The organism is Streptomyces sp. TSRI0107, assembly GCF_001905845.1.
GTDB lineage: Bacteria > Actinomycetota > Actinomycetes > Streptomycetales > Streptomycetaceae > Streptomyces.
In genome coordinates this window covers 130,678-156,227 of sequence record NZ_LIVZ01000001.1, presented here as the reverse complement: position 1 = coordinate 156,227, position 25,550 = coordinate 130,678, and the positions used below count along the sequence as shown (strand labels likewise).

Annotated in this window: 27 protein-coding genes and 1 tRNA gene; 10 read left to right on the top strand and 18 right to left on the bottom strand. The window is 70.7% G+C overall.

Annotated features, from left to right (window positions below; all coding sequences use genetic code 11):
• The first annotated feature begins 8 nt into the window (after window positions 1–8).
• Window positions 9–93 (top strand) — tRNA-Leu (locus AMK31_RS00630).
• 61 nt (window positions 94–154) lie between these two features.
• On the opposite strand, the gene rdgB is transcribed toward AMK31_RS00630, so the two are convergent.
• The 4 genes from rdgB to AMK31_RS00610 form a co-directional block, all read right to left on the bottom strand.
• A complete protein-coding gene (gene rdgB / locus AMK31_RS00625; RefSeq protein WP_073938277.1) occupies window positions 155–760 on the bottom strand; it encodes an RdgB/HAM1 family non-canonical purine NTP pyrophosphatase in 606 nt (201 codons plus the stop codon).
• Between the two features lie 35 nt (window positions 761–795).
• Window positions 796–1,197, bottom strand: a complete 402-nt coding sequence (locus tag AMK31_RS00620) for a hypothetical protein (RefSeq protein ID WP_073938276.1) — start codon at window positions 1,195–1,197, stop codon at window positions 796–798.
• A 140-nt stretch (window positions 1,198–1,337) separates the two neighbouring features.
• Entirely contained in the window at window positions 1,338–2,075 is a 738-nt protein-coding gene (gene rph, locus AMK31_RS00615) for a ribonuclease PH (RefSeq protein WP_073938275.1), read from the bottom strand.
• Window positions 2,076–2,148: 73 nt separating this feature from the next.
• Window positions 2,149–2,382, bottom strand: coding sequence for a glucose PTS transporter subunit EIIB (locus tag AMK31_RS00610; protein ID WP_073938274.1), 234 nt, complete (start codon window positions 2,380–2,382; stop codon window positions 2,149–2,151).
• 202 nt (window positions 2,383–2,584) lie between these two features.
• Here AMK31_RS00610 and AMK31_RS00605 point away from each other — a divergent pair, with 202 nt between their 5' ends.
• Both AMK31_RS00605 and AMK31_RS00600 read left to right on the top strand, forming a co-directional pair.
• Entirely contained in the window at window positions 2,585–3,868 is a 1,284-nt protein-coding gene (locus tag AMK31_RS00605) for a PTS transporter subunit EIIC (protein WP_073938273.1), read from the top strand.
• A 165-nt stretch (window positions 3,869–4,033) separates the two neighbouring features.
• Window positions 4,034–5,299, top strand: a complete 1,266-nt coding sequence (locus tag AMK31_RS00600; RefSeq protein WP_073938272.1) for a PTS transporter subunit EIIC — start codon at window positions 4,034–4,036, stop codon at window positions 5,297–5,299.
• Between the two features lie 105 nt (window positions 5,300–5,404).
• Here AMK31_RS00600 and AMK31_RS00595 read toward each other — a convergent pair whose 3' ends face one another.
• Window positions 5,405–6,157, bottom strand: coding sequence for an MBL fold metallo-hydrolase (locus AMK31_RS00595; RefSeq protein ID WP_073938271.1), 753 nt, complete (start codon window positions 6,155–6,157; stop codon window positions 5,405–5,407).
• 205 nt (window positions 6,158–6,362) lie between these two features.
• Here AMK31_RS00595 and AMK31_RS00590 point away from each other — a divergent pair, with 205 nt between their 5' ends.
• Window positions 6,363–6,803 carry a type II toxin-antitoxin system PemK/MazF family toxin gene (locus AMK31_RS00590; RefSeq protein WP_073938270.1) on the top strand — a complete coding sequence of 147 codons (441 nt, stop codon included), beginning with the start codon at window positions 6,363–6,365 and terminating at the stop codon, window positions 6,801–6,803.
• Window positions 6,804–6,878: 75 nt separating this feature from the next.
• Here AMK31_RS00590 and AMK31_RS00585 read toward each other — a convergent pair whose 3' ends face one another.
• From AMK31_RS00585 to clpS, 7 genes are all read right to left on the bottom strand, one after another.
• Window positions 6,879–7,829, bottom strand: a complete 951-nt coding sequence (locus AMK31_RS00585; protein WP_073938269.1) for a PLP-dependent cysteine synthase family protein — start codon at window positions 7,827–7,829, stop codon at window positions 6,879–6,881.
• A 13-nt stretch (window positions 7,830–7,842) separates the two neighbouring features.
• Complete coding sequence (locus tag AMK31_RS00580) at window positions 7,843–8,121, bottom strand: MoaD/ThiS family protein (protein WP_073938268.1); 279 nt, start codon at window positions 8,119–8,121, stop codon at window positions 7,843–7,845.
• A 110-nt stretch (window positions 8,122–8,231) separates the two neighbouring features.
• Window positions 8,232–8,327, bottom strand: coding sequence for a putative leader peptide (locus tag AMK31_RS42270; RefSeq protein WP_019056721.1), 96 nt, complete (start codon window positions 8,325–8,327; stop codon window positions 8,232–8,234).
• Between the two features lie 97 nt (window positions 8,328–8,424).
• On the bottom strand, window positions 8,425–8,847 hold the full coding sequence (locus AMK31_RS00575; protein WP_073938267.1) for a Mov34/MPN/PAD-1 family protein: 423 nt from the start codon (window positions 8,845–8,847) through the stop codon (window positions 8,425–8,427).
• A 132-nt stretch (window positions 8,848–8,979) separates the two neighbouring features.
• The gene (locus AMK31_RS00570; RefSeq protein WP_073938266.1) at window positions 8,980–10,386 is read right to left on the bottom strand and encodes an amino acid permease; all 1,407 of its coding nucleotides are present in this window, start codon (window positions 10,384–10,386) and stop codon (window positions 8,980–8,982) included.
• 339 nt (window positions 10,387–10,725) lie between these two features.
• Window positions 10,726–11,328, bottom strand: a complete 603-nt coding sequence (locus tag AMK31_RS00565; protein ID WP_073938265.1) for a DUF2017 domain-containing protein — start codon at window positions 11,326–11,328, stop codon at window positions 10,726–10,728.
• Window positions 11,329–11,354: 26 nt separating this feature from the next.
• A complete protein-coding gene (clpS, locus tag AMK31_RS00560; protein WP_073938264.1) occupies window positions 11,355–11,720 on the bottom strand; it encodes an ATP-dependent Clp protease adapter ClpS in 366 nt (121 codons plus the stop codon).
• 8 nt (window positions 11,721–11,728) lie between these two features.
• Here clpS and AMK31_RS00555 point away from each other — a divergent pair, with 8 nt between their 5' ends.
• Window positions 11,729–13,075 carry a nicotinate phosphoribosyltransferase gene (locus AMK31_RS00555; protein WP_073938915.1) on the top strand — a complete coding sequence of 449 codons (1,347 nt, stop codon included), beginning with the start codon at window positions 11,729–11,731 and terminating at the stop codon, window positions 13,073–13,075.
• Window positions 13,076–13,186: 111 nt separating this feature from the next.
• On the top strand, window positions 13,187–13,786 hold the full coding sequence (locus AMK31_RS00550) for a nicotinamidase (RefSeq protein ID WP_073938263.1): 600 nt from the start codon (window positions 13,187–13,189) through the stop codon (window positions 13,784–13,786).
• 11 nt (window positions 13,787–13,797) lie between these two features.
• On the opposite strand, the gene AMK31_RS00545 is transcribed toward AMK31_RS00550, so the two are convergent.
• The gene (locus tag AMK31_RS00545; RefSeq protein WP_073938262.1) at window positions 13,798–14,124 is read right to left on the bottom strand and encodes a hypothetical protein; all 327 of its coding nucleotides are present in this window, start codon (window positions 14,122–14,124) and stop codon (window positions 13,798–13,800) included.
• Between the two features lie 121 nt (window positions 14,125–14,245).
• Window positions 14,246–16,591, bottom strand: coding sequence for an immune inhibitor A domain-containing protein (locus AMK31_RS00540; RefSeq protein ID WP_073938261.1), 2,346 nt, complete (start codon window positions 16,589–16,591; stop codon window positions 14,246–14,248).
• 371 nt (window positions 16,592–16,962) lie between these two features.
• Here AMK31_RS00540 and AMK31_RS00535 point away from each other — a divergent pair, with 371 nt between their 5' ends.
• Entirely contained in the window at window positions 16,963–17,214 is a 252-nt protein-coding gene (locus AMK31_RS00535; protein ID WP_073938260.1) for a hypothetical protein, read from the top strand.
• 8 nt (window positions 17,215–17,222) lie between these two features.
• Here the strand turns inward: AMK31_RS00535 and AMK31_RS00530 are convergent, their stop codons facing one another.
• On the bottom strand, window positions 17,223–17,894 hold the full coding sequence (locus AMK31_RS00530) for an RDD family protein (protein WP_073938259.1): 672 nt from the start codon (window positions 17,892–17,894) through the stop codon (window positions 17,223–17,225).
• A 90-nt stretch (window positions 17,895–17,984) separates the two neighbouring features.
• The gene (locus AMK31_RS00525) at window positions 17,985–19,844 is read right to left on the bottom strand and encodes an RDD family protein (protein WP_073938258.1); all 1,860 of its coding nucleotides are present in this window, start codon (window positions 19,842–19,844) and stop codon (window positions 17,985–17,987) included.
• A 236-nt stretch (window positions 19,845–20,080) separates the two neighbouring features.
• Here AMK31_RS00525 and AMK31_RS00520 point away from each other — a divergent pair, with 236 nt between their 5' ends.
• Window positions 20,081–20,491 (top strand): SsgA family sporulation/cell division regulator, encoded by a 411-nt coding sequence (locus AMK31_RS00520; protein ID WP_073938257.1) that lies wholly within the window; start codon window positions 20,081–20,083, stop codon window positions 20,489–20,491.
• A gap of 11 nt (window positions 20,492–20,502) precedes the next feature.
• On the opposite strand, the gene AMK31_RS00515 is transcribed toward AMK31_RS00520, so the two are convergent.
• On the bottom strand, window positions 20,503–21,918 hold the full coding sequence (locus tag AMK31_RS00515; RefSeq protein WP_073938256.1) for an FAD-binding oxidoreductase: 1,416 nt from the start codon (window positions 21,916–21,918) through the stop codon (window positions 20,503–20,505).
• Between the two features lie 91 nt (window positions 21,919–22,009).
• Between AMK31_RS00515 and AMK31_RS00510 the strand changes: the two genes are divergently transcribed.
• On the top strand, window positions 22,010–23,587 hold the full coding sequence (locus AMK31_RS00510; RefSeq protein ID WP_079186624.1) for a tetratricopeptide repeat protein: 1,578 nt from the start codon (window positions 22,010–22,012) through the stop codon (window positions 23,585–23,587).
• A gap of 193 nt (window positions 23,588–23,780) precedes the next feature.
• Here the strand turns inward: AMK31_RS00510 and hppD are convergent, their stop codons facing one another.
• A complete protein-coding gene (hppD, locus tag AMK31_RS00505) occupies window positions 23,781–24,926 on the bottom strand; it encodes a 4-hydroxyphenylpyruvate dioxygenase (RefSeq protein WP_073938255.1) in 1,146 nt (381 codons plus the stop codon).
• 134 nt (window positions 24,927–25,060) lie between these two features.
• Between hppD and AMK31_RS00500 the strand changes: the two genes are divergently transcribed.
• Window positions 25,061–25,543, top strand: a complete 483-nt coding sequence (locus tag AMK31_RS00500; protein WP_073938254.1) for an Lrp/AsnC family transcriptional regulator — start codon at window positions 25,061–25,063, stop codon at window positions 25,541–25,543.
• Window positions 25,544–25,550 lie beyond the last annotated feature (7 nt).

Here is a 25,550-nt window from a genome sequence, read left to right as displayed (position 1 = left end):
GTTTTGGGGCGGTCGTGGCGAAATAGGCGATACGCGCGGGTTTTAGGTGCCCGTGGGAGAAATCCCGTGTGGGTTCGAGTCCCACCGACCGCACCCTGAAGAGGGCTCGGTCCCGCACTGTGCGGGCCGAGCCCTCCGCGCGTTCCCCGCCGCCTCAGGCCCCGAGCAGCTCCCGCACCACCGGTACGAGTGCCCGGAACGCCTTGCCGCGGTGGCTGATGGCGTTCTTCTCCTCGGGGGTCAGTTCCGCGCAGGTGCGGGTTTCGCCGTCGGGCTGGAGGATCGGGTCGTAGCCGAAGCCGCCGGTGCCGGCGGGGGTGTGGCGGAGGGTGCCGCGGAGTTGGCCCTCGACCACGCGTTCCGTGCCGTCGGGGAGGGCCAGGGCGGCCGCGCAGGCGAAGTGGGCCGCGCGGTGGGTGTCGGCGATGTCGGAGAGCTGGGCCAGGAGCAGGTCGAGGTTGGCCTTGTCGTCGCCGTGGCGGCCGGCCCAGCGGGCGGAGAAGATGCCCGGCGCGCCGCCCAGGACTTCCACGCAGAGGCCGGAGTCGTCGGCCACGGCGGGCAGGCCGGTCGCCTGGGCCAGGGCGTGGGCCTTGAGCAGGGCGTTCTCGGCGAACGTGACGCCGGTTTCCTTGACGTCGGGGATGTCGGGGAAGGCGTCCGCGCCGACGAGTTCGTGGGGCAGCCCGGCGTCGGCGAGGATCGCCTTCAGCTCGGTGATCTTTCCGGCGTTGCGGGTGGCGAGGATCAAGCGGGTCATGGGGACCAGTATTCCGGTCCCCGTGAGCCGTGGGCCTACGAGGTGCAGACCTTGGTCAGTTCGCCGGCCGCGTCGGTGACGCCGCTGATGTCGGGGGTGGCGTCGCCGTTCTCGACGGCGGTGGTGACGTCGGTCAGGGCGCGCCGGAGGTCCGCGGTGGCCTTGTCGAGGTCGGCGTCGCCCGTCTCGCTGTCGATCTTGTTGAGGCTGTCCCCGACGGCGTCGATGGCTTCCTGGGTCTTCGCGGGGTCGTCGGCCGCGTTGTCCACGGCCTGCTGGAGGTCGGTCACGGCGTCGGCGACGGCGTCGGCGGTCTCGACGCAGTCGAGTGCCTTGCTGACGGCGTCGCAGCCGGTGGTGAGGCCGAGCGTCAGTCCGACGGCAGCCACGGTGGCGGCTATGACGGTACGGCTACGACGGCGACGGCTCACGGCCATGTTTCGTTCCCTCCCTGACGCAGGCCCGCGGGGCCCGAACTGGCCGGGCGCACGGAGTCGATGCCGTGCGCCCGTACCTCTCAAGACGCGGCGGCGGGCGGTGCGGTTGCCCGCGCCGACCGCCGCTCTTTGTGCGTCCTTTACTTTTCGTCGACCGTATCAAGCGCCGCGCGCTGCGCCGCCGCCAGTTCGCCGCATCCGGCGACCGCCAGGTCGAGCAGGGCGTTGAGTTCGTCGCGGGCGAAGGGCTCGGCCTCGGCGGTGCCCTGGACCTCGACGAAGCGGCCGTCGCCGGTGCAGACGACGTTCATGTCGGTGTCGGCGCGCACGTCCTCCTCGTAGCAGAGGTCGAGGAGCGGGACGCCGCCGACGATGCCGACGGAGACGGCCGAGACGGTGCCGGTCAGCGGCTGGCGGCCCGGCTTGACCAGCTTCCGGCCCCGGGCCCAGGAGACGGCGTCGGCGAGGGCGACGTACGCGCCGGTGATGGCTGCCGTGCGGGTGCCGCCGTCGGCCTGGAGGACGTCGCAGTCCAGGACGATGGTGTTCTCGCCGAGCGCCTTGTAGTCGATGACGGCGCGCAGGGAGCGGCCGATGAGGCGGGAGATCTCGTGGGTGCGGCCGCCGATCTTGCCCTTGACGGACTCGCGGTCGCCGCGGGTGTTGGTGGAGCGGGGCAGCATGGCGTACTCCGCGGTGACCCAGCCCTCGCCGCTGCCCTTGCGCCAGCGCGGGACGCCTTCGGTGAAGGAGGCGGTGCAGAGGACCTTCGTGGCGCCGAAGGAGACGAGGACGGAGCCCTCGGCGTGCTTGCTCCAGCCGCGTTCGATGGTGACCGGGCGGAGTTGTTCGGGGGTACGGCCGTCGATTCGAGACATGGGGCGAGCCTAGCCGCATACGGAAGGGGCCCTTCCCGGGCGTGGGAGGGCCCCTGGCGTCGGTGAGCCGGGCTCACATGAGGTCTTCGATCTCCGCGGCGATCGGGTCGGCGTCGGTGCCGATGACGACCTGGATGGCGGTGCCCATCTTGACGACGCCGTGGGCGCCCGCGCTCTTCAGAGCCGCCTCGTCGACCAGCGAGCCGTCGCCGACCTCGACCCGCAGGCGGGTGATGCAGCCTTCGATCTCCTCGATGTTGTCGATGCCACCGAGTCCGGCAACGATCTTCTCAGCCTTGCTGGCCATGTTCTTTCTCCCTGATCCGACAGGACCTGATCCGACTGGATGTGTGCCGCATATGCCGCTTTGTCGCAGTAACCCACAGTCGGCCCAGCTTCGCGAGCGTTTCAACCGTATGGATCGCAGGATGACGTCACGGCAACACAATCGTCCATGACTGGTCTACACCACCTGACAGACGGTCGCCAAACCGCCCGGAGGGACACTCATGAGTGCCGATGCCGCGAGTCCTGCCCGGGCCCGGTGGAGTTCCCTGTTCCAGGGCCTGCAGAAGATGGGCCGCAGCCTCCAGTTGCCGATCGCCGTCCTGCCGGCCGCGGGCATCCTCAACCGGCTGGGACAGCCGGACGTGTTCGGGGACGAGGGGCTCGGCTGGACCGATGTGGCCAAGGTGATGGACGGCGCCGGCGGCGCCCTGCTGGACGGCTCGCTCGGGCTGCCGCTGCTGTTCTGTATCGGCGTGGCCATCGGCATGGCGAAGAAGGCGGACGGGTCGACCGCGCTCGCCGCCGTGGCCGGCTTCCTCGTCTACTACAACGTGCTGCGGCAGTTCCCGGAGGACTGCGGGGACGGCGCGGTGGCGGTGGAACTCGGCTGCCAGGCGGCCGACGGGACGGTGGAGGCGTTCACCTACGAGAACCCCGGCGTCTTCGGCGGCATCGTCCTGGGCCTGCTCTCCGCCTACTTCTGGGCCCGTTTCCACCGCACCAGGCTGGTGGACTGGCTCGGCTTCTTCAACGGCCGGCGGCTGGTGCCGATCATCATGGCGTTCGTGGCGATCGCGTTCGCCGTGCTGTGCCTGTGGGTGTGGCCGCCGATCGGCCGGGGCCTGGAGGGTTTCAGCGACTGGCTGAGCGACCTGGGCGCCTGGGGCGCCGGTGTCTTCGGTGTCGCCAACCGCGCCCTGCTGGTGATCGGCCTGCACCAGTTCCTGAACGTGCCCATCTGGTTCCAGTTCGGCACGTACACCACGCCGGACGGCGAGGAGGTGCACGGCGACATCAACATGTTCCTCGCGGGCGACCCGAGTGCCGGCCAGTTCACCTCGGGCTTCTTCCCGATCATGATGTTCGCGCTGCCGGCCGCGGCGCTCGCGATCGCGCACTGCGCGCGGCCGGACCGCCGCAAGGAGATCTCCGGGATGATGGTGTCGGTGGCGCTGACGTCCTTCGTGACCGGCATCACCGAGCCGCTGGAGTACTCGTTCATGTTCATCGCGCCGGTGCTGTACGCGGTCCACGCGGTGCTCACCGGCGTCTCGATGGCGGTGACGTGGGGGCTGGGCGTGCACGACGGGTTCACGTTCTCCGCGGGTCTCATCGACTACGTCATCAACTGGAACCTGGCGACGAAACCGTGGCTGATCATTCCGATCGGGCTGGCGTTCGCGGTCGTGTATTACGCGGTCTTCCGTTTCGCGATCACGAAATTCGATCTGAAGACCCCCGGCCGGGAGCCGGAAGAGGAGGTCGAGGACGTCACGAAGGTCTGACTTCCGCACACCGCCGGTAGCGGCTTCGTAGCAGGAATCGCGGGTTCCTCATCCGTCCTTCATCGTGCTACAACAGGTCTACACCACTGGTGGTGTAGACCTGTTCTGGACGCCGCCGTCCCCTTCCATTGTCCCCGGGCGGCGCCATGCCCTCTGGAGGAAGTTGTGTCCACGGCCAGCGCCGCCCCCGCGGCCCAGAAGAAGAAGGGTTCCGGCGTGATGGCTGTCCTGCAGCGCATCGGCCGGAGCCTGATGCTGCCGGTGGCCGTCCTGCCCGCCGCCGCCCTGCTGGTGCGCCTCGGCAACGACGACATGCTGGGACGCCCCGAGTTCCCCGCCTTCCTGACGAAGATCGCCGGTTTCATGGCCGCGGGCGGCAACGCGATCCTCGACAACATGGCGCTGCTGTTCGCGGTGGGCATCGCGATCGGCTTCGCGAAGAAGTCGGACGGCTCGACCGCGCTCGCCGCGGTCACCGGCTACCTGGTCTTCCAGCGGGTGCTCGGCACCTTCACCGACCCGAACCAGCCGAAGGTCGAGACGGCCGTCGACGGCAAGGTCGTCATGGTGGAGAAGGCGGTCAACGCCGGCGTCCTCGGCGGTGTCGTCATGGGTCTCGTGGTCGCGCTGCTCTACCAGCGCTTCCACCGCACCAAGCTGCCCGACTGGGCGGGCTTCTTCGGCGGCCGCCGCCTGGTCCCGATCCTCTCGGCCTTCGCCGGTCTGATCATCGGTGTCGTCTTCGGCTACATCTGGCCGGTCCTCGGCGCGGGTCTGCACAACTTCGGCGAGTGGCTGGTCGGCTCCGGCGCCGTCGGCGCGGGCATCTTCGGTGTCGCCAACCGTGCGCTGATCCCGGTCGGCATGCACCACCTGCTCAACTCCTTCCCCTGGCTCCAGGCGGGCGAGTACGAGGGCAAGAACGGCGACATCGCGCGCTTCCTCGCCGGTGACCCGACCGCCGGCCAGTTCATGACCGGCTTCTTCCCGATCATGATGTTCGCCCTCCCGGCGGCCTGCCTCGCGATCGTGCACTGCGCCCGCCCCGAGCGCCGCAAGGTCGTCGGCGGCATGATGTTCTCCCTCGCGCTGACCTCGTTCGTCACCGGTGTCACCGAGCCGATCGAGTTCACCTTCATGTTCATCGCGCCGGTGCTGTACGCCATCCACGCGGTGCTCACCGGTGTCTCGCTGGCGCTGACCTGGGCGCTCGGCATGAAGGACGGCTTCGGCTTCTCGGCCGGCGCGATCGACTTCCTGCTCAACCTGGGCATCGCGAGCAACCCGTGGGGCCTGGCCCTGGTCGGCCTGTGCTTCGCGGCGGTCTACTACGTGGTCTTCCGCTTCGCGATCACCAAGTTCAACCTGCCGACGCCGGGCCGCGAGTCCGACGAGGAGCTGGCGGAACTGCAGAAGGCCGAGGCCAAGTAGCCCCGGCCCCCGCCACACACGCCGAAGGCCCCCGGAGCATCACCGCTCCGGGGGCCTGCGCGTACGTACCGCCCTGGATCCCGTACGCCCTGGATCTCGTACGACCTAGATCTCGTACGTCCTCCCGGACACCGCCAGCTCCGCCGGCCCGGCGTACACCGCGCGCGCGTCGGTCAGGTTGACCTGGGGGTCGGTCCACGGGGGGATGTGGGTGAGGACCAGGCGGCGGGCGCCTGCCCGGGTCGCCGTCTCGCCCGCCTCGCGGCCGTTGAGGTGCAGGTCGGGGATGCTCTCCTTGCCGTGCGTGAACGCCGCCTCGCACAGGAACAGGTCGGTGTCCCGGGCGAGTTCGTCCAGTACCGGGGTCACGCCGGTGTCGCCGGAGTAGGTCAGGGAGCGGCCGCCGTGCTCGATGCGGATGGCGTACGCCTCCACGGGGTGCGCCACGCGTTCGGTGTGCACGGTGAACGGGCCGATCTCGAAGGTGGACGGCTTCACCGTGTGGAAGTCGAAGACCTCGCTCATCGACGAGGCGGACGGGGTGTCGGCGTACGCGGTGGTGAGGCGGTGTTCCGTGCCCTCGGGGCCGAAGACGGGGAGCGGGGCGCAGCGTCCGCCCTCGTGCCGGTAGTAGCGCGCCACGAAGTAGGCGCACATGTCGATGCAGTGGTCGGCGTGCAGATGGCTGAGGAAGATCGCGTCGAGGTCGTAGAGACCGCAGTGGCGCTGCAGCTCGCCCAGGGCGCCGTTGCCCATGTCGAGGAGCAGCCGGAAGCCGTCGGCCTCGACGAGGTAGCTCGAGCAGGCCGATTCCGCGGACGGGAACGACCCCGAGCAGCCGACGACGGTGAGCTTCATGAAGCAGAAACCTCCGCTGGCGGATGGTGAGAGACGGGGGTCGTGCGGTCCGTCGAGCGTAAGGCGCAAAACGGCTGGTCGCTCCTCCGGCAGTCGCCGTTGTGGGCGAACTCACCTGTGCTGTCACCGGTTCGGCTGGACGTGGGGCGCGGACGGCGCGGCGGAGGGCGCGCGGGTGTGAACGCGCGCCGGTAACGTCGTCGGTATGGACACGTCCTGGTGGCTGGCGCTCGCCGCGGTCGTACTGCTCGCGCTCGTCGCCGCGCTCGTCGACGGCTGGGGTGTGCGGCGTCCGCGGGGGCGCAGGACGCGGCCACCGGGCCGCTCGGACTCGGTCCGGCCGCGGCCGGCGGAGATCTGGTGGGCCGATGTGCCCTTCGAGGACGGGCCGGGGGCCAAGGACCGGCCCTGTCTGGTGCTGTCGGTGCGGGGGCGGCGGGCCACCGTGGCGAAGATCACCAGCAAGTACCGCGACGAGCGGGCGGGCGTGATTCCGCTGCCGCCGGGTTCCGTCGGAGATACCCGGGGGCGGGCGAGCTTCCTGGAGACGGACGAGCTGCGTGAGGTGTCCGTCGGGGACTTCCGGCGGCGGGTGGGGGTTGTGGACCCGGTCCTGTGGGACCAGGTCCGTCACCTCGCCGGGTAGGTCGTCCTTCGGCTGAGGCGGGCCGGTGGGGGGCCTTCGCGCGGTTCCGCGCGCCCCTCCCCTGAGCGGCGTCGCCTATGCCCAGAGCTGGCCTTGCAGCGTCTCGATCGCTTCTTCCGTGGTCGCCGCCGTGTACACGCCCGTCGACAGGTACTTCCAGCCGCCGTCGGCCACGATGAAGACGATGTCCGCGCTCTCGCCGGCCTTGACCGCCTTCCTGCCCACGCCGATCGCGGCGTGCAGGGCGGCGCCGGTGGAGACGCCCGCGAAGATGCCCTCCTGCTGGAGCAGTTCCCGGGTGCGGGTGACCGCGTCGGCCGAGCCGACGGAGAAGCGGCTGGTCAGCACGGAGGCGTCGTACAGCTCGGGGACGAAGCCCTCGTCGAGGTTGCGCAGGCCGTACACCAGGTCGTCGTAGCGCGGCTCGGCGGCGACGATCCTGACGTCCGGCTTGTGCTCGCGCAGGTAGCGGCCGACGCCCATGAGGGTGCCGGTGGTGCCGAGGCCGGCGACGAAGTGGGTGATCGAGGGGAGGTCCGCCAGGATCTCAGGCCCGGTGGTGGCGTAGTGCGCGCCCGCGTTGTCCGGATTGCCGTACTGGTAGAGCATCACCCAGTCGGGGTGCTCGGCGGCCAGTTCCTTGGCGACCCGTACGGCGGTGTTGGAGCCGCCCGCGGCGGGCGACGAGATGATCTCGGCGCCCCACATGCCGAGCAGGTCCCGGCGTTCCTGGGAGGTGTTCTCGGGCATCACGCACACCATGCGGTAGCCCTTGAGCTTGGCGGCCATGGCGAGGGAGATGCCGGTGTTGCCGGAGGTGGGCTCCAGGATGGTGCAGCCCGGGGTCAGCCGGCCGTCCTTCTCCGCCTGCTCGATCATGTGCAGGGCGGGGCGGTCCTTGACCGAGCCGGTCGGGTTGCGGTCCTCGAGCTTGGCCCAGATCCGGACGTCGGCGGACGGCGAGAGCCGCGGCAGGCGCACCAGGGGGGTGTTGCCCACCGCGGCCAGCGGGGAGTCGTAACGCATCGGTGGCGGGGCCTCAGGCCATGCCGCCGGCCACGGCCGGCAGGATCGTGACGTTGTCGCCGTCGGCGAGCTTGGTGTTGATGCCGTCCAGGAAGCGGACGTCCTCGTCGTTCAGGTAGACGTTGACGAACCGGCGGAGCTGGTCGCCGTCCACGATCCGGGCCTGGATGCCCGCGTGCCGGGTCTCGAGGTCGGCAAACAGGTCGGCGAGGGTGTCGCCGCTGCCCTCCACCGCCTTCTGACCGTCGGTGTACGTGCGGAGGATGGTGGGGATGCGGACCTCGATGGCCATGGCAGGGGGCTCCTGTCGGGAGGGTTGAGGGTCTCTGGTCGCTCTGGTCGATGGGCGCGCGGAGAACGCGCGCGCCGCGGCACACACGGCCGTACGGCGGCAGCGCGGTGTCAACAGATGGCGCTGCTCAGCCTGCACAGGTCGACGTGCAGCCGCGCCACGAGCAGCGTGCCCGGCGCCTTGTCGCTCACGTCGAGGAGAACCATGGGCTCATCGTATCGATTCCCGGTCCGGTTCCTGGAATGTGATCTCAGATACTGGATGAATTCTGCCCGAACTGCGGTCAGGGCCCGCCGGTGCGGGTCAGTACGCCTCCACGACCTTGACCTCTTCCTCCGTGACCTCGCCGTCGACGATCCGGAAGGAGCGGAACTGGAACTCGCCCAGTCCGTCGGTGTCGGCGGTGGAAACCAGGACGTAGTGGGCGCCGGGCTCGTTGGCGTAGGAGATGTCGGTGCGCGAGGGGTGGGCCTCGGTCGCGGTGTGGGAGTGGTAGATGACGACCGGCTCCTCGTCGCGGTCGTCCATCTCGCGGTAGAGCTTGAGCAGGTCGCCCGAGTCGAACTCGTAGAAGGTGGGCGACATCGCCGCGTTCAGCATGGGGATGAAGCGCTCGGGGCGGTCCGAGCCCGCCGGGCCCGCCACCACGCCGCACGCCTCGTCGGGGTGGTCCTTGCGCGCGTGGGCGACGATCTGGTCGTACAGGGCCTGGGTGATGGTCAGCATGTCCGTCAGGATAAGCAGAAGGGCCGTTCCGTACCGAGGGTTGGTACGGAACGGCCCATATGCCGGACGCCCTGAGCGGCAGCCGCAGGGGGTGCCACGAGTACTCCCTGCGGCTGGGCGTCCTGGGGAGGGTCAGCGCTTGCGGAAGGCCGCCGCCTCCGGGTTGCGGCGCTTGAGCAGCCAGTAGGAGACGCCGAGGATCACGGCCCACAGCGGCGCACAGTAAAGCGAGATCCGGGCGTCCTTGTCGATACCCATGAACACGATCACCATGGCGATGAAGGCGAGCGCGAACCAGCTGGTGAACGGGGCGCCCGGCGCGCGGAACTCGGAGCGGGGCAGTTCGCCGCGGTCCGCCTTGGCGCGGTAGCGGATCTGGGAGATCAGGATCATGATCCAGGCCCACATGCCGGAGATCGTGGCGAAGGAGACGACGTAGTCGAACGCCTTGCCCGGCCACTGGTAGTTGATCCAGACGCCGACCATCATCAGCGCGGCCGAGAACGTGGTGCCGATCAGCGGCAGGCCGTTGGCGGTCAGCTTGGTGAAGACCTTCGGGCCCTGGTGGTTGAGCGCCAGGTCGCGCAGCATCCGGCCGGTGGAGTACATGCCGGAGTTGCAGGACGACAGGGCGGCGGTGAGGACGACGAAGTTGACGATGCCCGCGCCCGCGGCCAGGCCCATCTTCTCGAAGGCGGCCACGAAGGGGCTCACGCCCGGCTGGAAGTGGGTCCACGGCACGACCGACAGGATCATGATCAGCGCGCCGACGTAGAAGACGGCGATACGCCACGGCACGGTGTTGATCGCCTTGGGCAGCACGGTCTTCGGGTCCTTGGACTCGCCCGCGGTGACACCGACCAGCTCGACGGCGAGGAAGGCGAACATGACCATCTGGAGGGTCATCAGGGACTCGCCGACACCGTGCGGGAAGAAGCCGCCGTCGCTCCACAGGTGGGTGACCGAGGCGGTGTCGCCGGCGTCCGAGAAGCCGAGCGTCAGGATGCCGAGGCAGATCAGGATCATGCCGATGATCGCGGTGACCTTGACCATCGAGAACCAGAACTCCAGCTCACCGAAGAGCTTCACGGAGATCAGGTTGGCGCCGTACAGGACGATCGTGAAGATCAGCGCCGAGACCCATTGCGGGATGTCCCACCAGTACTGCATGTAGGCAGCGGCGGCGGTGACCTCGGTGATGCCGGTGACGACCCAGAACAGCCAGTACGTCCAGCCCGTCACGAAGCCCGCGAAGGGGCCGATGAACTCGCGCGCGTACTCCGAGAAGGAACCGGACACGGGGCGGTACATCAGCAGTTCGCCGAGCGCCCGCATGATGAAGAAGATGACGAGGCCGGCGACGGCGTACGCCAGGATGAGGCTGGGCCCGGCCTTCGAGATGCCCTTGCCCGCGCCGAGGAAGAGACCGGTGCCGATGGCGCCGCCGATGGCGATCATCTGGATCTGCCGGCTGCCGAGGCCCCGCTCGTACCCCTCTTCCGAGGTGGTGTTCTCGTTGTCGACCTGCACAGAGGTCATGTGTGGTGCGCCTTTCTCCATACCGACCCGGGCCTTTCTTCGGCCTCGGATCGGGTCACGATCCCCCCGGATTGATGGAGCTGAGCGGGATTCGCGAGCCCGCTCGTGCCTGGCCGACGGTCGTCGGCTCGGTGGCGCACCCGGCGCACATGGGTGGTGTTCGCCGGGCGGTCGTGAAGATTTATCACGGCCGCAACAATGATCGCCCCTGCCCTGTGTGGCGCACACCACAGGGAGAAGCGGACAAAAAGCAATGTAGCGGCGCATAGGCCGCTACATAGGTGACAGGATCGTTATCCGGATTTGAGCGTCCGCTGAGCGAACACTTCTTGGTGCGAATCAGGGCATCAGGGTCGCGACGAGCGTCTCCTGCAGACCGCCCAGCCACAGATACGCCATCACCATCGGCTTGCGCGGGTCCTCGTCCGGCAGCCGGTACAGCAGATCGCTGTCGTCCTCGTCGGTGATCTCCAGCCGGGAGCCGATGGCGAGCCGCAGGTCGTTGAGGGCGCCGAGCCACTGCCGGGACTCCTGCGGGGACAGCTTCAGCACCGCCCCGCCGTCACCGGCCGGCGACAGCGCGTCCAGGGAGCGGATCACCGCGAGGGCGTTCTCGCGCTTGCCGGCCCGCAGGTCGTTCTCGGTGTAGCGGCGGAACTCGGCGGAGTACGCCTTGCGCTCCTCGGCCTCGCGCGGCCCGGGCGTGCCCTCCGGGTCGCTGTAGGCGTCCGGGAAGAGGCGCCGCAGGACCGGGTCGGAGGGCGGCTCCGTCGGACCGTCGGCGAACAGCTCGGCGAGCGGGTCGGCCGGGGCGTCCTCGGCGGGGCCGGGCCCGATGAGCTCCAGCAGCTGGACGGCCAGCGAGCGGATGATGGAGATCTCGACGTCGTCGAGGGCGACGGCCGCGCCGCCGCCGGGGAGCGGTTCGAAGGTTCCTGACATGGAGGCGATTCGCTACTTCCGACCGGCTACTTGCGGTCCTGCTGGAGGGTGGCCCACAGACCGTAGCCGTGCATGGCCTGCACGTCGCGTTCCATCTCCTCGCGGCTGCCGCTGGAGACGACCGCCCGGCCCTTGTGGTGGACGTCGAGCATGAGCTTGGTGGCCTTGTCCTTGGGATAGCCGAAGTACGTCTGGAAGACGTACGTCACATAGCTCATGAGATTGACCGGGTCGTTGTGGACGATCGTGACCCAGGGGACGTCCGGCTCGGGAACGGCGGAAACCTCTTCCGCCGATTCGGTGCGTTCGATCTCGATGGGAGCGGCTGACGTCACATGACCATGCTGCCACGCCCTCCAGAAATCGTCACACTGACGAAATAGGAGTAGCATGCGTGGGCATGAACACAGCAGACCTTGGCCTGCCGGTGGAAGTTCCCTCGACGGCGCTCTTCACGGACCAGTACGAGCTGACGATGCTCCAGGCCGCCCTGCGTGCGGGCACGGCGGAGCGGCGGAGCGTGTTCGAGGTCTTCACCCGGCGGCTGCCCGACGGACGCCGTTACGGCGTGGTCGCGGGCACCGGACGGGTACTGGACGCCGTCGAGAACTTCCGGTTCGACGACGCCGTCCTCGGCTTCCTGCGGGAGCGCGGCATCGTCGGCGAGGACACCCTCGAGTGGCTCTCCGGCTACCGCTTCAGCGGCGACATCTGGGGCTACCCCGAGGGCGAGGTGTACTTCCCGGGCTCGCCGATCCTGCGGGTCGAGGGCAGTTTCGCCGAGTGTGTGCTGCTGGAGACCGTGATCCTCTCCATCCTCAACCACGACTCGGCGATCGCCGCGGCCGCCTCCCGGATGACCTCGGCCGCCGGGGGCCGCCCGCTGATCGAGATGGGCGCCCGCCGCACCCACGAGCTGTCCGCGGTCGCCGCCGCGCGCGCCGCGTACGTCGGCGGCTTCGCCTCCACCTCCGACCTGGCGGCCGGCTTCCGCTACGGCATCCCGACCGTCGGCACCTCCGCGCACGCCTTCACCCTGCTCCACGACCGCGAGCGCGACGCCTTCCAGGCCCAGGTGGACTCCATGGGCCGCGGGACGACCCTGCTGGTGGACACCTACGACGTCGCCGAGGCCGTCCGTACGGCGGTGGAGGTCGCCGGTCCCGAGCTGGGCGCCGTGCGCATCGACTCCGGCGACCTGCTGCTGGTCGCGCACCGGGTGCGGCAGCAACTGGACGAGCTGGGCGCCACCGGCACGAAGATCATCGTGACGTCGGACCTCGACGAGTACGCCATCGCCTCGCTGGCGGCGGCGCCGGTGGACGCGTACGGCGTCGGCACCCAGCTGGTGACCGGCTCCGGGTATCCGACGGCGTCCATGGTCTACAAGCTGGTCGCCCGCGCCGAGTCGGCCGACCCGGGGGCGCCGCTGGTGCCGGTGGCGAAGCGGTCCACCGGCGGCAAGACCTCCATCGGGGGACGCAAGTGGGCCGCCCGGCGGCTGGACTCGTACGGTGTCGCCGAGGCCGAGGTGATCGGCACCGGGCCGGTTCCCGAGGAGCTGGCCGACCGGCAGCTGCTCGTGGAGCTGGTCAAGGGCGGTCAGGTGGTCGCACGGGAGCCACTGGACGCCCCGCGCGAGCGCCACACGGCCGCACGAGCCGGTCTGCCGATGTCCGCGACCCAGCTCTCCCGCGGGGAACCCGTGCTTCCGACCGAATACCTGCACGACGAGTCGGGCACCTGAACGAAGGCCGCCCGTACGCCCCCGATGCCCCCTCCCACACGGCAACCGAAGTCTCTAGGCTCGGAAGTTCATCCTGTGGACGCCGAGCCCCATAGCCGAAGGACACCGACCATGCGCCGCGCCTTGATCGTCGTAGACGTGCAGAACGACTTCTGCGAGGGAGGCAGCCTCGCGGTGGCCGGAGGGGCCGACGTGGCCGCCGCGATCACCGAGCTGATCGGCCAGGCACCCGCCGGGTACCGGCATGTGGTGGCGACCCGCGATCACCACATCGCGCCCGGCGGCCACTTCGCCGACGACCCCGACTTCGTCCACTCCTGGCCCGCGCACTGCGTCGCGGGCACGGAGGGCGTCGGCTTCCACCCGAACTTCGCGCCCGCGGTCGCCTCCGGGGCCATCGACGCCGTGTTCGACAAGGGCGCGTACTCGGCCGCGTACAGCGGGTTCGAGGGGACCGACGAGAACGGGGTGCCGCTCGCCCGGTGGCTGCGCGAGCGGGAGATCGACGAGGTCGACGTGGTCGGCATCGCGACGGACCACTGCGTGCGGGCGACCGCGCTGGACGCGGCCCGCGAGGGCTTCCGCACGCAGGTCCTCCTGGACCTCACCGCCGGAGTGGCCCAGGAGACCACCGAGCGGGCCCTGGAGGAGCTGCGCGAGGCGGGCGTGGAGCTGACCGGCAAGCCGGTCGTCTCCGGCAACCCGGGATAGGCCCCGCGGCGCTACGCCGGTGCCGTCGGCCGGCGCAGCAGGGCGCGGATCGGGTGCCACAGCTCCATGATCGCGACATCGTTGCCGGGGGCCGTCCGCCATATGAGGCCGTCGGGGTGGTGCAGGACCGCCGTGATCTCGTCCGGGCTCGGCGGCGCCGCGTTGCCCCGCAGGTAGACCGCGCGCAGACCCAGGTTGCGCAGCCTGGTCAGGGCGCGCGCCCGGTTCTGGGCGTGGACGAGTACCCGGACGCAGCCGTAGCCGTCCGCGGGGCTGGGCAGGTTCAGAGCCACCACCACCGTCCCGTTCGGCAGCTTGCAGAAACCCCCTGCGGCCATGCGGTCACATCCCCGTGTCAGCGTGTGTCAATAAGAGAACCACAGGACGCATCTGAACACGATCGGCGGCAACCCGCCAAGGGGTTACCGCCGATACGCGTCTGACCTGGGGAAATACCGACTACTTCACCGCGGGGCCGACCTCGACCGAGATCGTGGAGCCGTTCTTGGCCTCCTTGACGATCTTGATCTTGGTGTTGGTGTCAGTGATCTTCACGCCCGCGGTCGGGGTGGACTCGTCGTAGTAGCTGTTCGTGTGGTCGTTGAAGACCGGCACGCCCTTCGACGACGGGATCCGGGTCGCGGCGTCCGCCTTGTGCAGCGTGATGGCGTCCGTGCGGTACAGGCTGAACGGCGAGTCGTAGGCCTGGATGCGGTTGCGCATCAGGCTGCCGTCGGACCACTTCAGCGGCTTCGGGTGGGAGTCCACCGGGAGCAGCAGACCGACACCCGGGTGCTCGCTGGTGTTGTTGTTGGTCTGGCTGGTGTCCCACTTCCAGACGAGCAGACCGTTCTGGTACGGGAAGTGCTCGACCCAGTCCGGCCGGCTCGCGAACCCGAAGTTGTACGGGCCGGTCCTCAGGGTCTTGTCGTACGACACGTACTGCCGGTTCTCGGCGATGTAGTACTGCGCGTAGTCCTTGGTGAAGGAGGCGCCGACCCGGTCGAACCCGGTCTTCTTCCAAGCCGCGTCCTCGGACTCGGCGTTGTCGGCGAACAGCGCGGTGCCGTCGGCGACGACGGAGATGTTGTCGGCCGTGAAGCCCTTCATCGCCAGACCGCCGTCGGTGGTGTAGCGGAAGCGCACGTCGATCTTCTTGCCCGCGTAGGCGTCGAGGGAGTACGCCAGCTTCTTGTGGCCGTCGACCGTGCCGGTCAGGGCGGGCTTGTCGCTGCCGTCACGCGGGACCGGGTTGCCGTCCACCGTGCCGTCGAGGGCGGTCCAGTTGGCGCCGCCGTCCGTGGAGACCTCCGCGTACAGGAAGTCGTAGCCGGACTCGATCTCGTACCAGCCGTCGAAGGTGAGGGCGGCGGAGGTCTTGCCGGTGAGGTCGACGGAGCGGGTCAGCGTGTTCTTCAGGTTGTTGGCGCTGCCGCTCCACCACTGGCTGGCGCCCTGGGCCGGGGTGACGATCTCGGTGGTGACCGCCTTCTTCGGCAGTTCGACCACGAGGGCCTGGGCGTTCTTGGTGTTGTACTCGGCGAGGCCCAGCTTGTGCTTGGACTTGGTGGCCGCCTTCGCCTTGTCGAAGTCCAGCCAGCCCAGCTGGAGCTTGTCCCAGGCGGTCATGTCGCCGGGCAGGTCGCCGATGGTGCCCTGGCCCCGGCCGAGCCAGGAGCCGGAGGACATCAGGGTCCAGTAGCCGGTGGAGTTCTCGCCGCCCTGGGTGTCGTAGTGGTCCGGCAGACCGAGGTCGTGGCCGTACTCGTGGGCGAAGACGCCGAGTCCGCCGTTCTCCGGCTGGATGGTGTAGTCGCCGACCCAGATGCCGGAGTCACCGATCTGGGTGCCGCCGAGCTTGTTGAAGTCGGGGCCGGTGGCGCCCTGGTCGGTGCCGAACGCGTACCAGCGGTGCGCCCAGATCGCGTCCTCGCCCTGCGCGCCGCCGCCCGCGGACTCGTCCTCGCCGGCGTGCACGATCTGGAAGTGGTCGATGTAGCCGTCGCGCTCGTTGAAGTCGCCGTCGGCGTCGAAGTCGTAGCGGTCCCACTGGTCGTACTCGGCGAGCTTGGCCTTGATCTCGGCGTCGGTCCTGCCGGCGGCCTTCTGCTGCTCGACCCAGGCGGTGACGCCGTCCTGCACCGCGTACCAGGCGCAGTTGTCGGGGTCGCACTTGTTGGAGCCGTAACGGGCCTCGTTGTACGGGACCTTGACCCAGTCGGCGACCTCGCCCTCGATCGAGTAGCGGCCCGAGGACTGCTTCTCGTAGTAGGTCTTCATCGAGTCGGTGCCGTCACCGAAGTACAGGTCCTGGAAGTGCTCGCGGTCGTAGTCCGACTGCCAGGCCGTGCTGTTGTCCTTGGTGCGGTCCGGCGCCGCGATCTGGTTGTGCAGCGGGCCGGGGGTGCCGCCGTAGCGGGGGTCGGTCTTGTCGCCGAACTCGACCAGGATGGTGAAGATCTTGTCGGTCTTCTCCCGGCCCAGCTCGACGTACTTGCTCTCGCCCTTGCGGCCGGCCAGCTCGACGACGCTGGAGCCGTCGCGCTTCTGTATCTCGGCCTTGCCGGATATGACCTGCTTCAGGGCCTCTTCGCGCTGGGCTTCCCGGGTCTTGCTGAGCGGGCCTTCGAGGTCGTGCTCCTCGTTGGCCTTGACGGACGCCGGGTCCTGCCGGTCGACGGCGGCGGGCTTGCCGGGGCGGGCCGGGTCGGCCTGGGCCACGGTGTAGGTGGAGACGGTGGCGGTGGCCGCCGCGAACGCGACCGCGGTCGCGGCCGCTCTGAACGTCCAGGGTCTGCTGGTCACTTGAGGTCCTCCCCCGCGTCCGGGCGCGCGGAGGGAAGGGTCCTGGGTCGTGGATGTCCGCGCGCGCGTGATCAACGCGTGTAGTCAAGTGACGACATTGGACTAGAGGTTGAGCAGAAAAGACAGGTCTTGACTTGCTCAGGTCAACTGCATTATGCGGTGTTCCGCTTCCGCTCAGCGAACAGGCGGGAGTTGGCCCGACATGACTCGATGCGCCCCCCGTGCTCCGGCACTGTTGGTCATCTCACGCTTACTCATCGCTCCACTCGGGCATGCAGCCGAATAGATTGACGAACACATATGCCTGTCCGCACCTCCCCCACGGCGAGAGGCACGGGGGGAGACCCCCATTCTCCGAGGACACGATTGCCATGCGTCGTCCGACCGCCGCACAGCTCGCCTACGGTTCCTGCACCGTGATCCTCTCGACGCTCGCCATGCTGCTGCTGTCGCAGACGAGTTCGGTCGTCGGGATCTCACTCATCGCCGTCGGGGCACTCGTCCTGGGGCTGCTGGTCGCCCTGACGGTCCCGGCGAGGACCCCGCGGACCGCGCCGGCCTCCCCCGTGGCGCGGGCCGCCGCACAGGAGCCGGTCGCGGCCGCGTCGGTCAACGACAACTGAGGCACCGGTCAGTCGGTGGCGACCACCACCGTCTTGGCCGCCTTGTCGTGCAGGCCCTGCTTGTAGGGCTTGTCGAAGTAGCTCCAGCCGCCCGAGATCGCCGTCCAGATGCAGGCGCAGCAGAAGGCGAACGGCAGCCACAGCACAGCCGCGCGGATCAGCGCGGTCTGGACGGAGGGCGTGGCTCCGTTGTCCAGGTTGGCGACGCGCATCTTCAGCCATTTCTTGCCGAGCGTCTGACCCGACCTGGAGATCATGAGGGTGTCGTACGCGATGTAGAGGACGGCCGCGATCGTGGACTGGCCGAAGGACGCCGCCGTGTCGATGTCGTCGCCCGCCAGGTCGTACTCGCCCACCCCGAAGGCCCAGCTGAGCAGCACGACGACCGCGCCCACCAGGATCATGTCGATGATCCGGGCGAGGGTGCGCTTGGCGCTGTCGGCGAGCGGGGGCATGCCCGCGAGCGGGTCCTCGTGACCGCCGTAGCCGCCGTACGGACCACCGCCTCCGTACGGGGGCGGCGGGGGGCCGCCGTACGGGCCGCCACCGCCGGGCGGGGTGCCGCCGCCGGGCGGGGTGTCGTACGGCGAGCCCGAGCCCGCGCCGGACGGGGGCTGCTTTCTGAACGGGTCGTCTTCCGGGGGCCGGTCGCCGGAGCCGGGGGGCGGTTCGGTGGTCATGGCCCGAGTGGACCCCGAAGGCCCCGGCGGCGCATCCTCCGGACGGCCGTCCGGGCTACCCCCTACCGCGAGCGCGTCCCCGGGGGACGGTCAGTCCGCCGCCACGAACGTACGCGCCGCCTTGTCGTGCCAGCACTGGCGCCACGGCTTGTCGAACAGGCACCACAGCACGCCGACCAGACCGATGCAGAGCAGTCCCGGCACGCTGTAGACCAGCCAGCGGCGCAGCGCGGCGCCGAAGGACGGCGGCTCGTGCGCCTCGATGTCGCGGACCTCCAAGCCGAGCAGCCGCTTGCCCAGGGTGCGGCCCCACTTGGCGGTCGGCAGCGCCTCGTAGAGGACACCGGCCACCAGGAGGACGGCCACCACGATGCCCAGGTACGCCGACGTCGTGCCGTCCAGCAGCCACACCGTCACCGTCTCGCCGGACAGCTTGGCCTGGTCGACCTTGCCCTGGACGTGGTCCAGCGCCTTCCCGCCGAGGGGCACGGCGGCCACCGCGGTGACGCCCGCGACCACGACCGTGTCGATCAGCCGCGCCGCCAGCCGCTTGCCGAACCCGGCCGGGCGGGCCGCCGCCTGACGCCGCGCCGCCGCCTGGAAGGGGTCCTCGACCGGGGGCTTCCACGGGGCGACCGGCTGGTCGTCGCCGCCCGCGCCGCCCGCGCCTCCGGCGAGCTGGTGGACCTGCTGCGCCCAGGAGGACTGCCCGCCGCCGGGGCCGGACGTCACCGGGGTGGGGGCGGCGGCCTGCTGGGGCACCTGCGCGGCACGCGGCGGGAAGCCGGCGCCGGCGGGTTGCTGCTGGGGTCCGGCGGAACCGGCCTGGGCGGGAGGTGCGGAGGCCGCCTGCGCCGAGGGGACCGACGCGGCCTGAGCCGCCTGAGCCGCCTGCGCTGCCTGGGCCGTCGCGGCGCGGGCGGCGGCGGCCTTCCCGGCGCCGAAGCCGGGGGCGCCGGAGGCGGGGTCGGCGGCGCTCGCCGGAGCGGCGGCCGCCGTACCGGACGCGGCCGCGCGGGGGCCGCCCACGGCACGGAAGGTCATGGTGCCGTCGTCCCTGCGGGCCCCTGCGCGGGCGTCGGCGTGGGAGCCCGCGTCACCGGGGGTTGCGGCACCGGGGCCGGCCGCGTGCGGGCCGGCGGCACCGGGGCCGGACGCACTGGCGCCCGCGGGACTTGAGCCCGCGCCGCCGTAACCCGCGGCGCCGGAACCGGCCGCAGCGGAGCCCGCAGCGCCGGGACCGGCCGCACCGGAGCCTGCGGCACCCGAACCCGCACCGCCATGACCCGCCGCACCGGAGCCCGCAGCGCCGGAACCGGCGGCACCCGACGCCATGACCGGCCCGAAGCCCGCGCCGGCGCCATGGCTTGACGCAGCACCTTGCCCCGCCGCACCAGCGCCCTGGCCCGCCGCACCAGGGCCCTGCCCCGGCACCGCACCCTGGCCCGCCGCACCCGCGCCCTGCCCGGGCGCTCCGCCCTGGCCCGTGCCCCCGGTGGGGTCGGGCTCCGCTCCCCCGTCGGCCGGCGTCGGGCGGCGGAAGACGAATGTGCCGCCGGGGTCCGGCGTGGCCGTCCGGTCGGCGGGCTGGTGGGCCGCGCGAGGGTCGGCGGCGTCGGGCGTGCCCCAGGAGACCCTGCGGTCCTGGTCGCCGCCGAAGCCGGACTGGTGGGCGCGGTCGGCGCCCCACGCGGACGCCGGTTCCTGCGGGGCGGGTTCGTCGAGCGGGTCCTCGTCGAAGAAGTGCGGGCCGGTCTCCTCGACGGAGGGCTGCGCCGGGCGCACCCCGGGCGGCGGGGCGAGCGGTTCGCCGTCGGCCGGTGCCGGACGGCTGGTGCCCGGTACCCACGCGGCACCGTTCCAGTACCGGACATATCCGGGGATGGAGGGGTCCGGGTAATACCCTTCGCGGGGCCTGTCGTCGCCGGGGGCCGGGGTTGGGGCGCTCATGTCCGTCGTCCCGTATCTGCTCGGGGGTGTGATGGGGGCCTCCACATCTATCAGACGGGCGCAACCCGCATCGCCTGTCCCGCCGTACCCGCCCCTTTCGAGCACGCTTGTGCTACCCCGGCGGCACGGACGGCACCACCGCCACGCGGAAAAAGTTCCGCGAACCCGCGTAATGGTCGAGCAGCTTCCCGCTCTCACCCCGTACCGAAGCAGTGCGGCATGAGAGAGGAAACGCCATGTACACCGTCGTGGAGCGCGAACTGGAGCTGCGGCTCGTCCTGTCCCCCGAGCGCGGCGTCCCCGTCCCGGCCCGGCTGAGCTACCGCACCGACGACCCGTACGCCGTCCACATCGCCTTCCACATCGACTCCGAGTACCCGGTGCACTGGACGTTCGCCCGGGAGCTGCTGGTGGAGGGGGTGTTCCGGCCGTGCGGGCACGGTGATGTGCGGGTGTGGCCGACGAAGGCGGAGGGGCGCAGCGTCGTGCTGATGGCGCTGACCTCACCCGACGGGGACGCCCTGCTGGAGGCCCCGGCGGCGCAGGTGTCGGCGTGGCTGGAGCGGACGTTGCGGGTGGTGCCCCCGGGCACGGAGGGCGAGCAGCTGGGGATCGACGACGATCTCGCCGAGCTGCTCGCCCAGTGATCCGGGGCGGGTCAGAACAGCTTGCCCGGGTTGAGGATGCCCAGCGGGTCGAAGACCTGCTTGACCGCCCGCTGCATCTCCAGGCCCACCGGGCCGATCTCCCGGGCGAGCCACTCCTTCTTCAGGACGCCGACGCCGTGTTCGCCGGTGATGGTGCCGCCGAGTTCCAGGCCGAGGGCCATGATCTCGTCGAAGGACTCGCGGGCGCGCCGGGACTCGTCGGGGTCCTGCGCGTCGAAGCACACGGTGGGGTGGGTGTTGCCGTCGCCCGCGTGCGCGCAGAGCCCGATGGTCAGGCCGTACTTCTCGGCGATGCGCTCGACGCCGTCGAGCATGTCGCCGAGCCGGGAGCGGGGCACGCACACGTCGTCGATCATCGTCGTGCCCTTGACGGCCTCCAGCGCGGTGAGCGACAGCCGACGGGCCTGCAGCAGCAGTTCCGATTCGGCGGTGTCCTCGGCCGGCACCACCTGGGTGGCGCCGGCGGCCTCGCACAGCGCGCCGACGGCGGCGAGGTCGGCGGCGGGGTCGGGGGTGTCGAAGGCGGCGAGGAGCAGGGCCTCGGTGGTCTCCGGGAGGCCCATGCGCGCCATGTCGTTGACGGCCTTGACGGTTGTACGGTCCATCAGTTCGAGGAGTGACGGGACGTGCCCGCCGGCCATGATCCGGCACACGGCGTCGCAGGCCGCGGCCGCCGACGCGAACTCGGCGGCCAGCACGAGCTGCCGGGGCGGCTGCGGCTTGAGGGCCAGGATCGCGCGCACGACGATGCCGAGGGAGCCCTCGGAGCCGACGAACAGCCGGGTCAGGTCGTACCCGGCGACGCCCTTGGCGGTGCGGCGGCCGGTGGACATGAGCCGCCCGTCGGCGAGCACGACGTCGAGGCCGAGGACGTACTCGGCCGTCACCCCGTACTTCACGCAGCACAGCCCGCCGGAGGCGGTGCCGATGTTGCCGCCGATGGTGCACATCTCCCAGCTGGACGGGTCGGGAGGGTAGGCGAGGCCGTGTTCGGCCACCGCGCGGGAGAGGGTGGCGTTGACGACGCCGGGTTCGACCACGGCGACGCGGTCGACCGGGTTGATCTCGATGATCCGGTCCATCTTGGTCAGGGACAGCACGATGCAGCCGTCGGAGGCGTTGGCCGCGCCGGACAGGCCGGTGCGGGCGCCCTGCGGGACGACCGGGACGCGCAGCTCGGTGGCGGTGCGCATGACGTGCTGGACCTGTTCGACGGTGCGCGGCAGGACCACCACGGCGGGCGTGCCGGCCGGGCAGAAGCTCGCCATGTCGTTGGCGTAGGAGACGGTGACGTCCGGGTCGGTCAGGACGGCCTCGGCGGGCAGTCCCGCGAGCAGCCGGTCGGTGAGGTCGCGTCCGGCTGCGCGACCCTCGTGGGGCGCGGCTTCGATACGGCTCATGATCACAGCGTCGCACCGGCGGCCATCGGTGTGAACCCCGTCGGCGGCGCCCTACGGCTGCCGGGATGACTCGTCGTATTGACGCACAGTGAGCGGCATGAAGACGCAGGAGAGCAGCGGAGCCAGGCCCAGTCCCGAGCAGGAGGCCGAGACGCGCAGGCGCCGGGTCCATGTCGTCCTCAAAGGGGCGATGATCGCCTCGCTCACCGGGTGCCTGGTGCTCGGCGGGGTGCTGATGCTGTGGCCGCCCGACGAGAAGACCGCCCCGCCGCCCGCTCCGGGGGCGGCGGCGCGGGCGGTGAGCAGGGGGGTGCCGCCCGAGCTGCCGGATCTGACGGCCCTGATCGGCGACCGGGAGGCGCGGGTGCGCAAGCATCCCAAGGACGCCGGCGCGTGGGCGGTGCTGGGGACGGCGTACGTGGAGCAGGCGCGGCGGGACGCCGACGCCGGGCACTACCCGAAGGCGGAGCGGGCGCTGCGCACCTCGCTGAAGGTGCGGCCGAACGGGAACGCGGCGGCGCTGGACGGTATGGCGGCGCTGGCCAACGCGCGGCGGGACTTCCCGGCCGCGCGCAAGTGGGGCGAGGCCGCGCTGAAGGTGGACCGGGCGCGCTGGACGACGTATCCGCTGCTGATCGACGCCTACACCGGGCTCGGCGACTACAAGGCGGTCAAGCGGACGCTGGACCGGCTGCTGACCCTGCGCACCGGGCCAGCGGTGATGGCCCGCGCGGCCGCCGTGTACTGGGACCGGGGCCGGCCCGAGGACGCGGCCGCCGAGCTGTCGGACGCGGCGGCGGCCGCCCGGTCCCCCGCCGAGCGGGCGGCCTGGCTGGAACGGGGCGGGCAGCTGGCGTGGGAGCGCGGGGACCGGGAGGCGGCCCTGCGGCTCTTCCGGGAGGCGTTGCGCACCGACCCGGGCCAGCGGGCCGCGCAGGTCGGGGAGGGCAGGGCGCTGGCCGCGCTGGGCCGGACGGCGGAGGCGCTGAGCGCGTACCGCGCGGCGCTGGCCGAGCAGCCGGCGCCGGAGTACGCGCTGGAGCTGGGCGAGCTGTACGAGTCGCTGGGGCTGAAGCCGGAGGCGCGGGCGCAGTACGACCTGGTGCGTGACCTGGTGCGGTCGGCGGCCGCGGGCGGTGTGGACGAGGAGCTGGTGCTGGGCCGTATGGAGGCGGACCACGGGGACCCGAAGTCCGCCGTGCGGCGGCTGCGCGCGGAGTGGCGGCGGCAGCCGTCGATCGCCGTCGCCGACGCACTGGGGTGGGCGCTGCACCGGGCAGGCGACCACAAGGGGGCGTGGACGTTCGCCGTGCGGGCTACGGACCGGCAGAAGGGCGGCACGATGCGCAGCGCGCTGTACGCCTACCACCGGGGGATGATCGAGCGGGACCTGAAGCTGCACGGCCCCGCTCGACGGCATCTCGAGGAGGCGCTGCGCCTGAACCCGTACTTCTCCCCGCTGCACGTGCCGCTCGCCCGGACGGCGCTGAAGGCGCTCGGCGAGCCGCCCGACAAGCTGCCGCCGGACGTGCGGCCGCCGAAGGTACGGCGTCCGGACGTGCGCCCGCCGGCCGAGCGAACCCCGCAGGTCCGGCCTCCGGCCGAGCGAGCCCCGGAGGACCGGCCGACGGGCGACCGGGCTCCCGGGGTTCGGCGGCTGCCTGAGCAGCCCTAGGGGGCGTCTCGCCGATCATGCCGGGCTCGCGGCGCCTGGCACCGCGCCTCGCCGCGTTGTCGTCACTCTCCCCCACGCTCGAACGAGCTCCCGCGGGGGCACCCCCATCGCTCCGCATCGACTCCCTCCTCCGCCTTGCGATGCACGGCACCAGACGCCGCTCCCTGATCCGGCCTGATCGGCAAGACACCCCCTAGAGGTTGCCGCGCTTGGCCTGCTCGCGTTCGATCGCCTCGAACAGGGCCTTGAAGTTGCCCTTGCCGAAGCCCATCGAGCCGTGCCGTTCGATGATCTCGAAGAACACGGTCGGACGGTCCTGGACCGGCTTGGTGAAGATCTGCAGCAGGTAGCCGTCCTCGTCGCGGTCGGCGAGGATCTTCAGCTCGCGCAGCGTCTCGATCGGCACCCGGGTGTCGCCGACCCACTCGCCGAGGGTGTCGTAGTACGAGTCGGGGGTGTCCAGGAACTGCACGCCGGCCGCGCGCATGGTGCGGACGGTGGCGACGATGTCGTTGGTGTTCAGCGCGATGTGCTGGACACCGGCGCCGCCGTAGAACTCCAGGTATTCATCGATCTGGGACTTCTTCTTGGCGATCGCCGGCTCGTTGATCGGGAACTTGACCTTCAGCGTGCCGTCGGCCACGACCTTCGACATCAGCGCGCTGTACTCGGTCGCGATGTCGTCGCCCACGAACTCCTTCATGTTCGTGAAGCCCATGACCTTGTTGTAGAAGCCGACCCATTCGTTCATCCGGCCGAGTTCCACGTTGCCGACGCAGTGGTCGATGGCCTGGAAGGTGCGCTGCGCGGGCGGTTCGACGATCGGCGCGGCGGCGACGTAACCGGGCAGGTAGGGGCCGTCGTAGCCGGTGCGCTCGACGAGGGTGTGCCGGGTCTCGCCGTAGGTGGCGATCGCGGCGAGGACGACGGTGCCGTGCTCGTCCTTCAGCTCGTACGGCTCGGCGACCGAGCGGGCCCCGTGGGCGAGGGCGTACTCGTAGGCGGCCCGCGCGTCCGGCACCTCGATGGCGAGGTCGACGACGCCGTCGCCGTGCTCGGCCACGTGCTCGGCCAGGAAGTGGCCCCAGGTGGTGGCGGGCTTGATGACGGAGGTGAGGACGAAGCGCGCCGAGCCGTTCTCGAGCACGTAACTGGCCGTCTCGCGGCTGCCGTTCTCCGGTCCGGAGTACGCGACCAGCCTCATGCCGAAGGCGGTGGAGTAGTAGTGCGCCGCCTGCTTGGCGTTGCCCACGGCGAAGACGACCGCGTCCATCCCCTTGACCGGGAAGGGGTCGGCCTGCCGGGCGGTGTCGGGAGTCTGGTGTGTGGTCTGCGTCATAGCCGAAGCCTGGCCCCGCTCTGCAAGGTGCGCAATAGTTTGCGTATTCACTGGGCAATCTGTCCAGCTGTGAGGCCGCGAGTACGACACTTCTGTACAGGATGACCACTACGGGAGAGCCGGGAGGGCTCGGCATGGCGATCGATCATCTGGACGGGCGGATCATCGTGCTGCTCGCGCGGGAGCCCCGGATCGGGGTGCTGGAGATGTCCCGGCGGCTGGGGGTGGCGCGCGGCACCGTGCAGGCGCGGCTGGACCGGCTTCAGTCGAACGGAGTCATCCGCGGATTCGGTCCTCAGGTGGACCCCGCGGCCCTCGGCTACCCCGTCACGGCGTTCGCCACGCTGCAGATCCGGCAGGGGCAAGGAGCCGATGTACGGGCCCACTTGGCGACCGTTCCGGAGGTGCTGGAGCTGCACACCACCACCGGCGCCAACGACATGCTGTGCCGTCTGGTGGCCCGCTCCAACGCCGATCTTCAGCGGGTGATCGACCGGGTTGTCGGTTTTGATGGCATCGTCCGGGCCTCCACCGCGATCGTGATGGAAAACCCCGTTCCGCTGCGGATCATCCCGCTCGTGGAGCAGGCGGCCGAGGACCGGGAAAGGACGTCCTAGTCGTGGG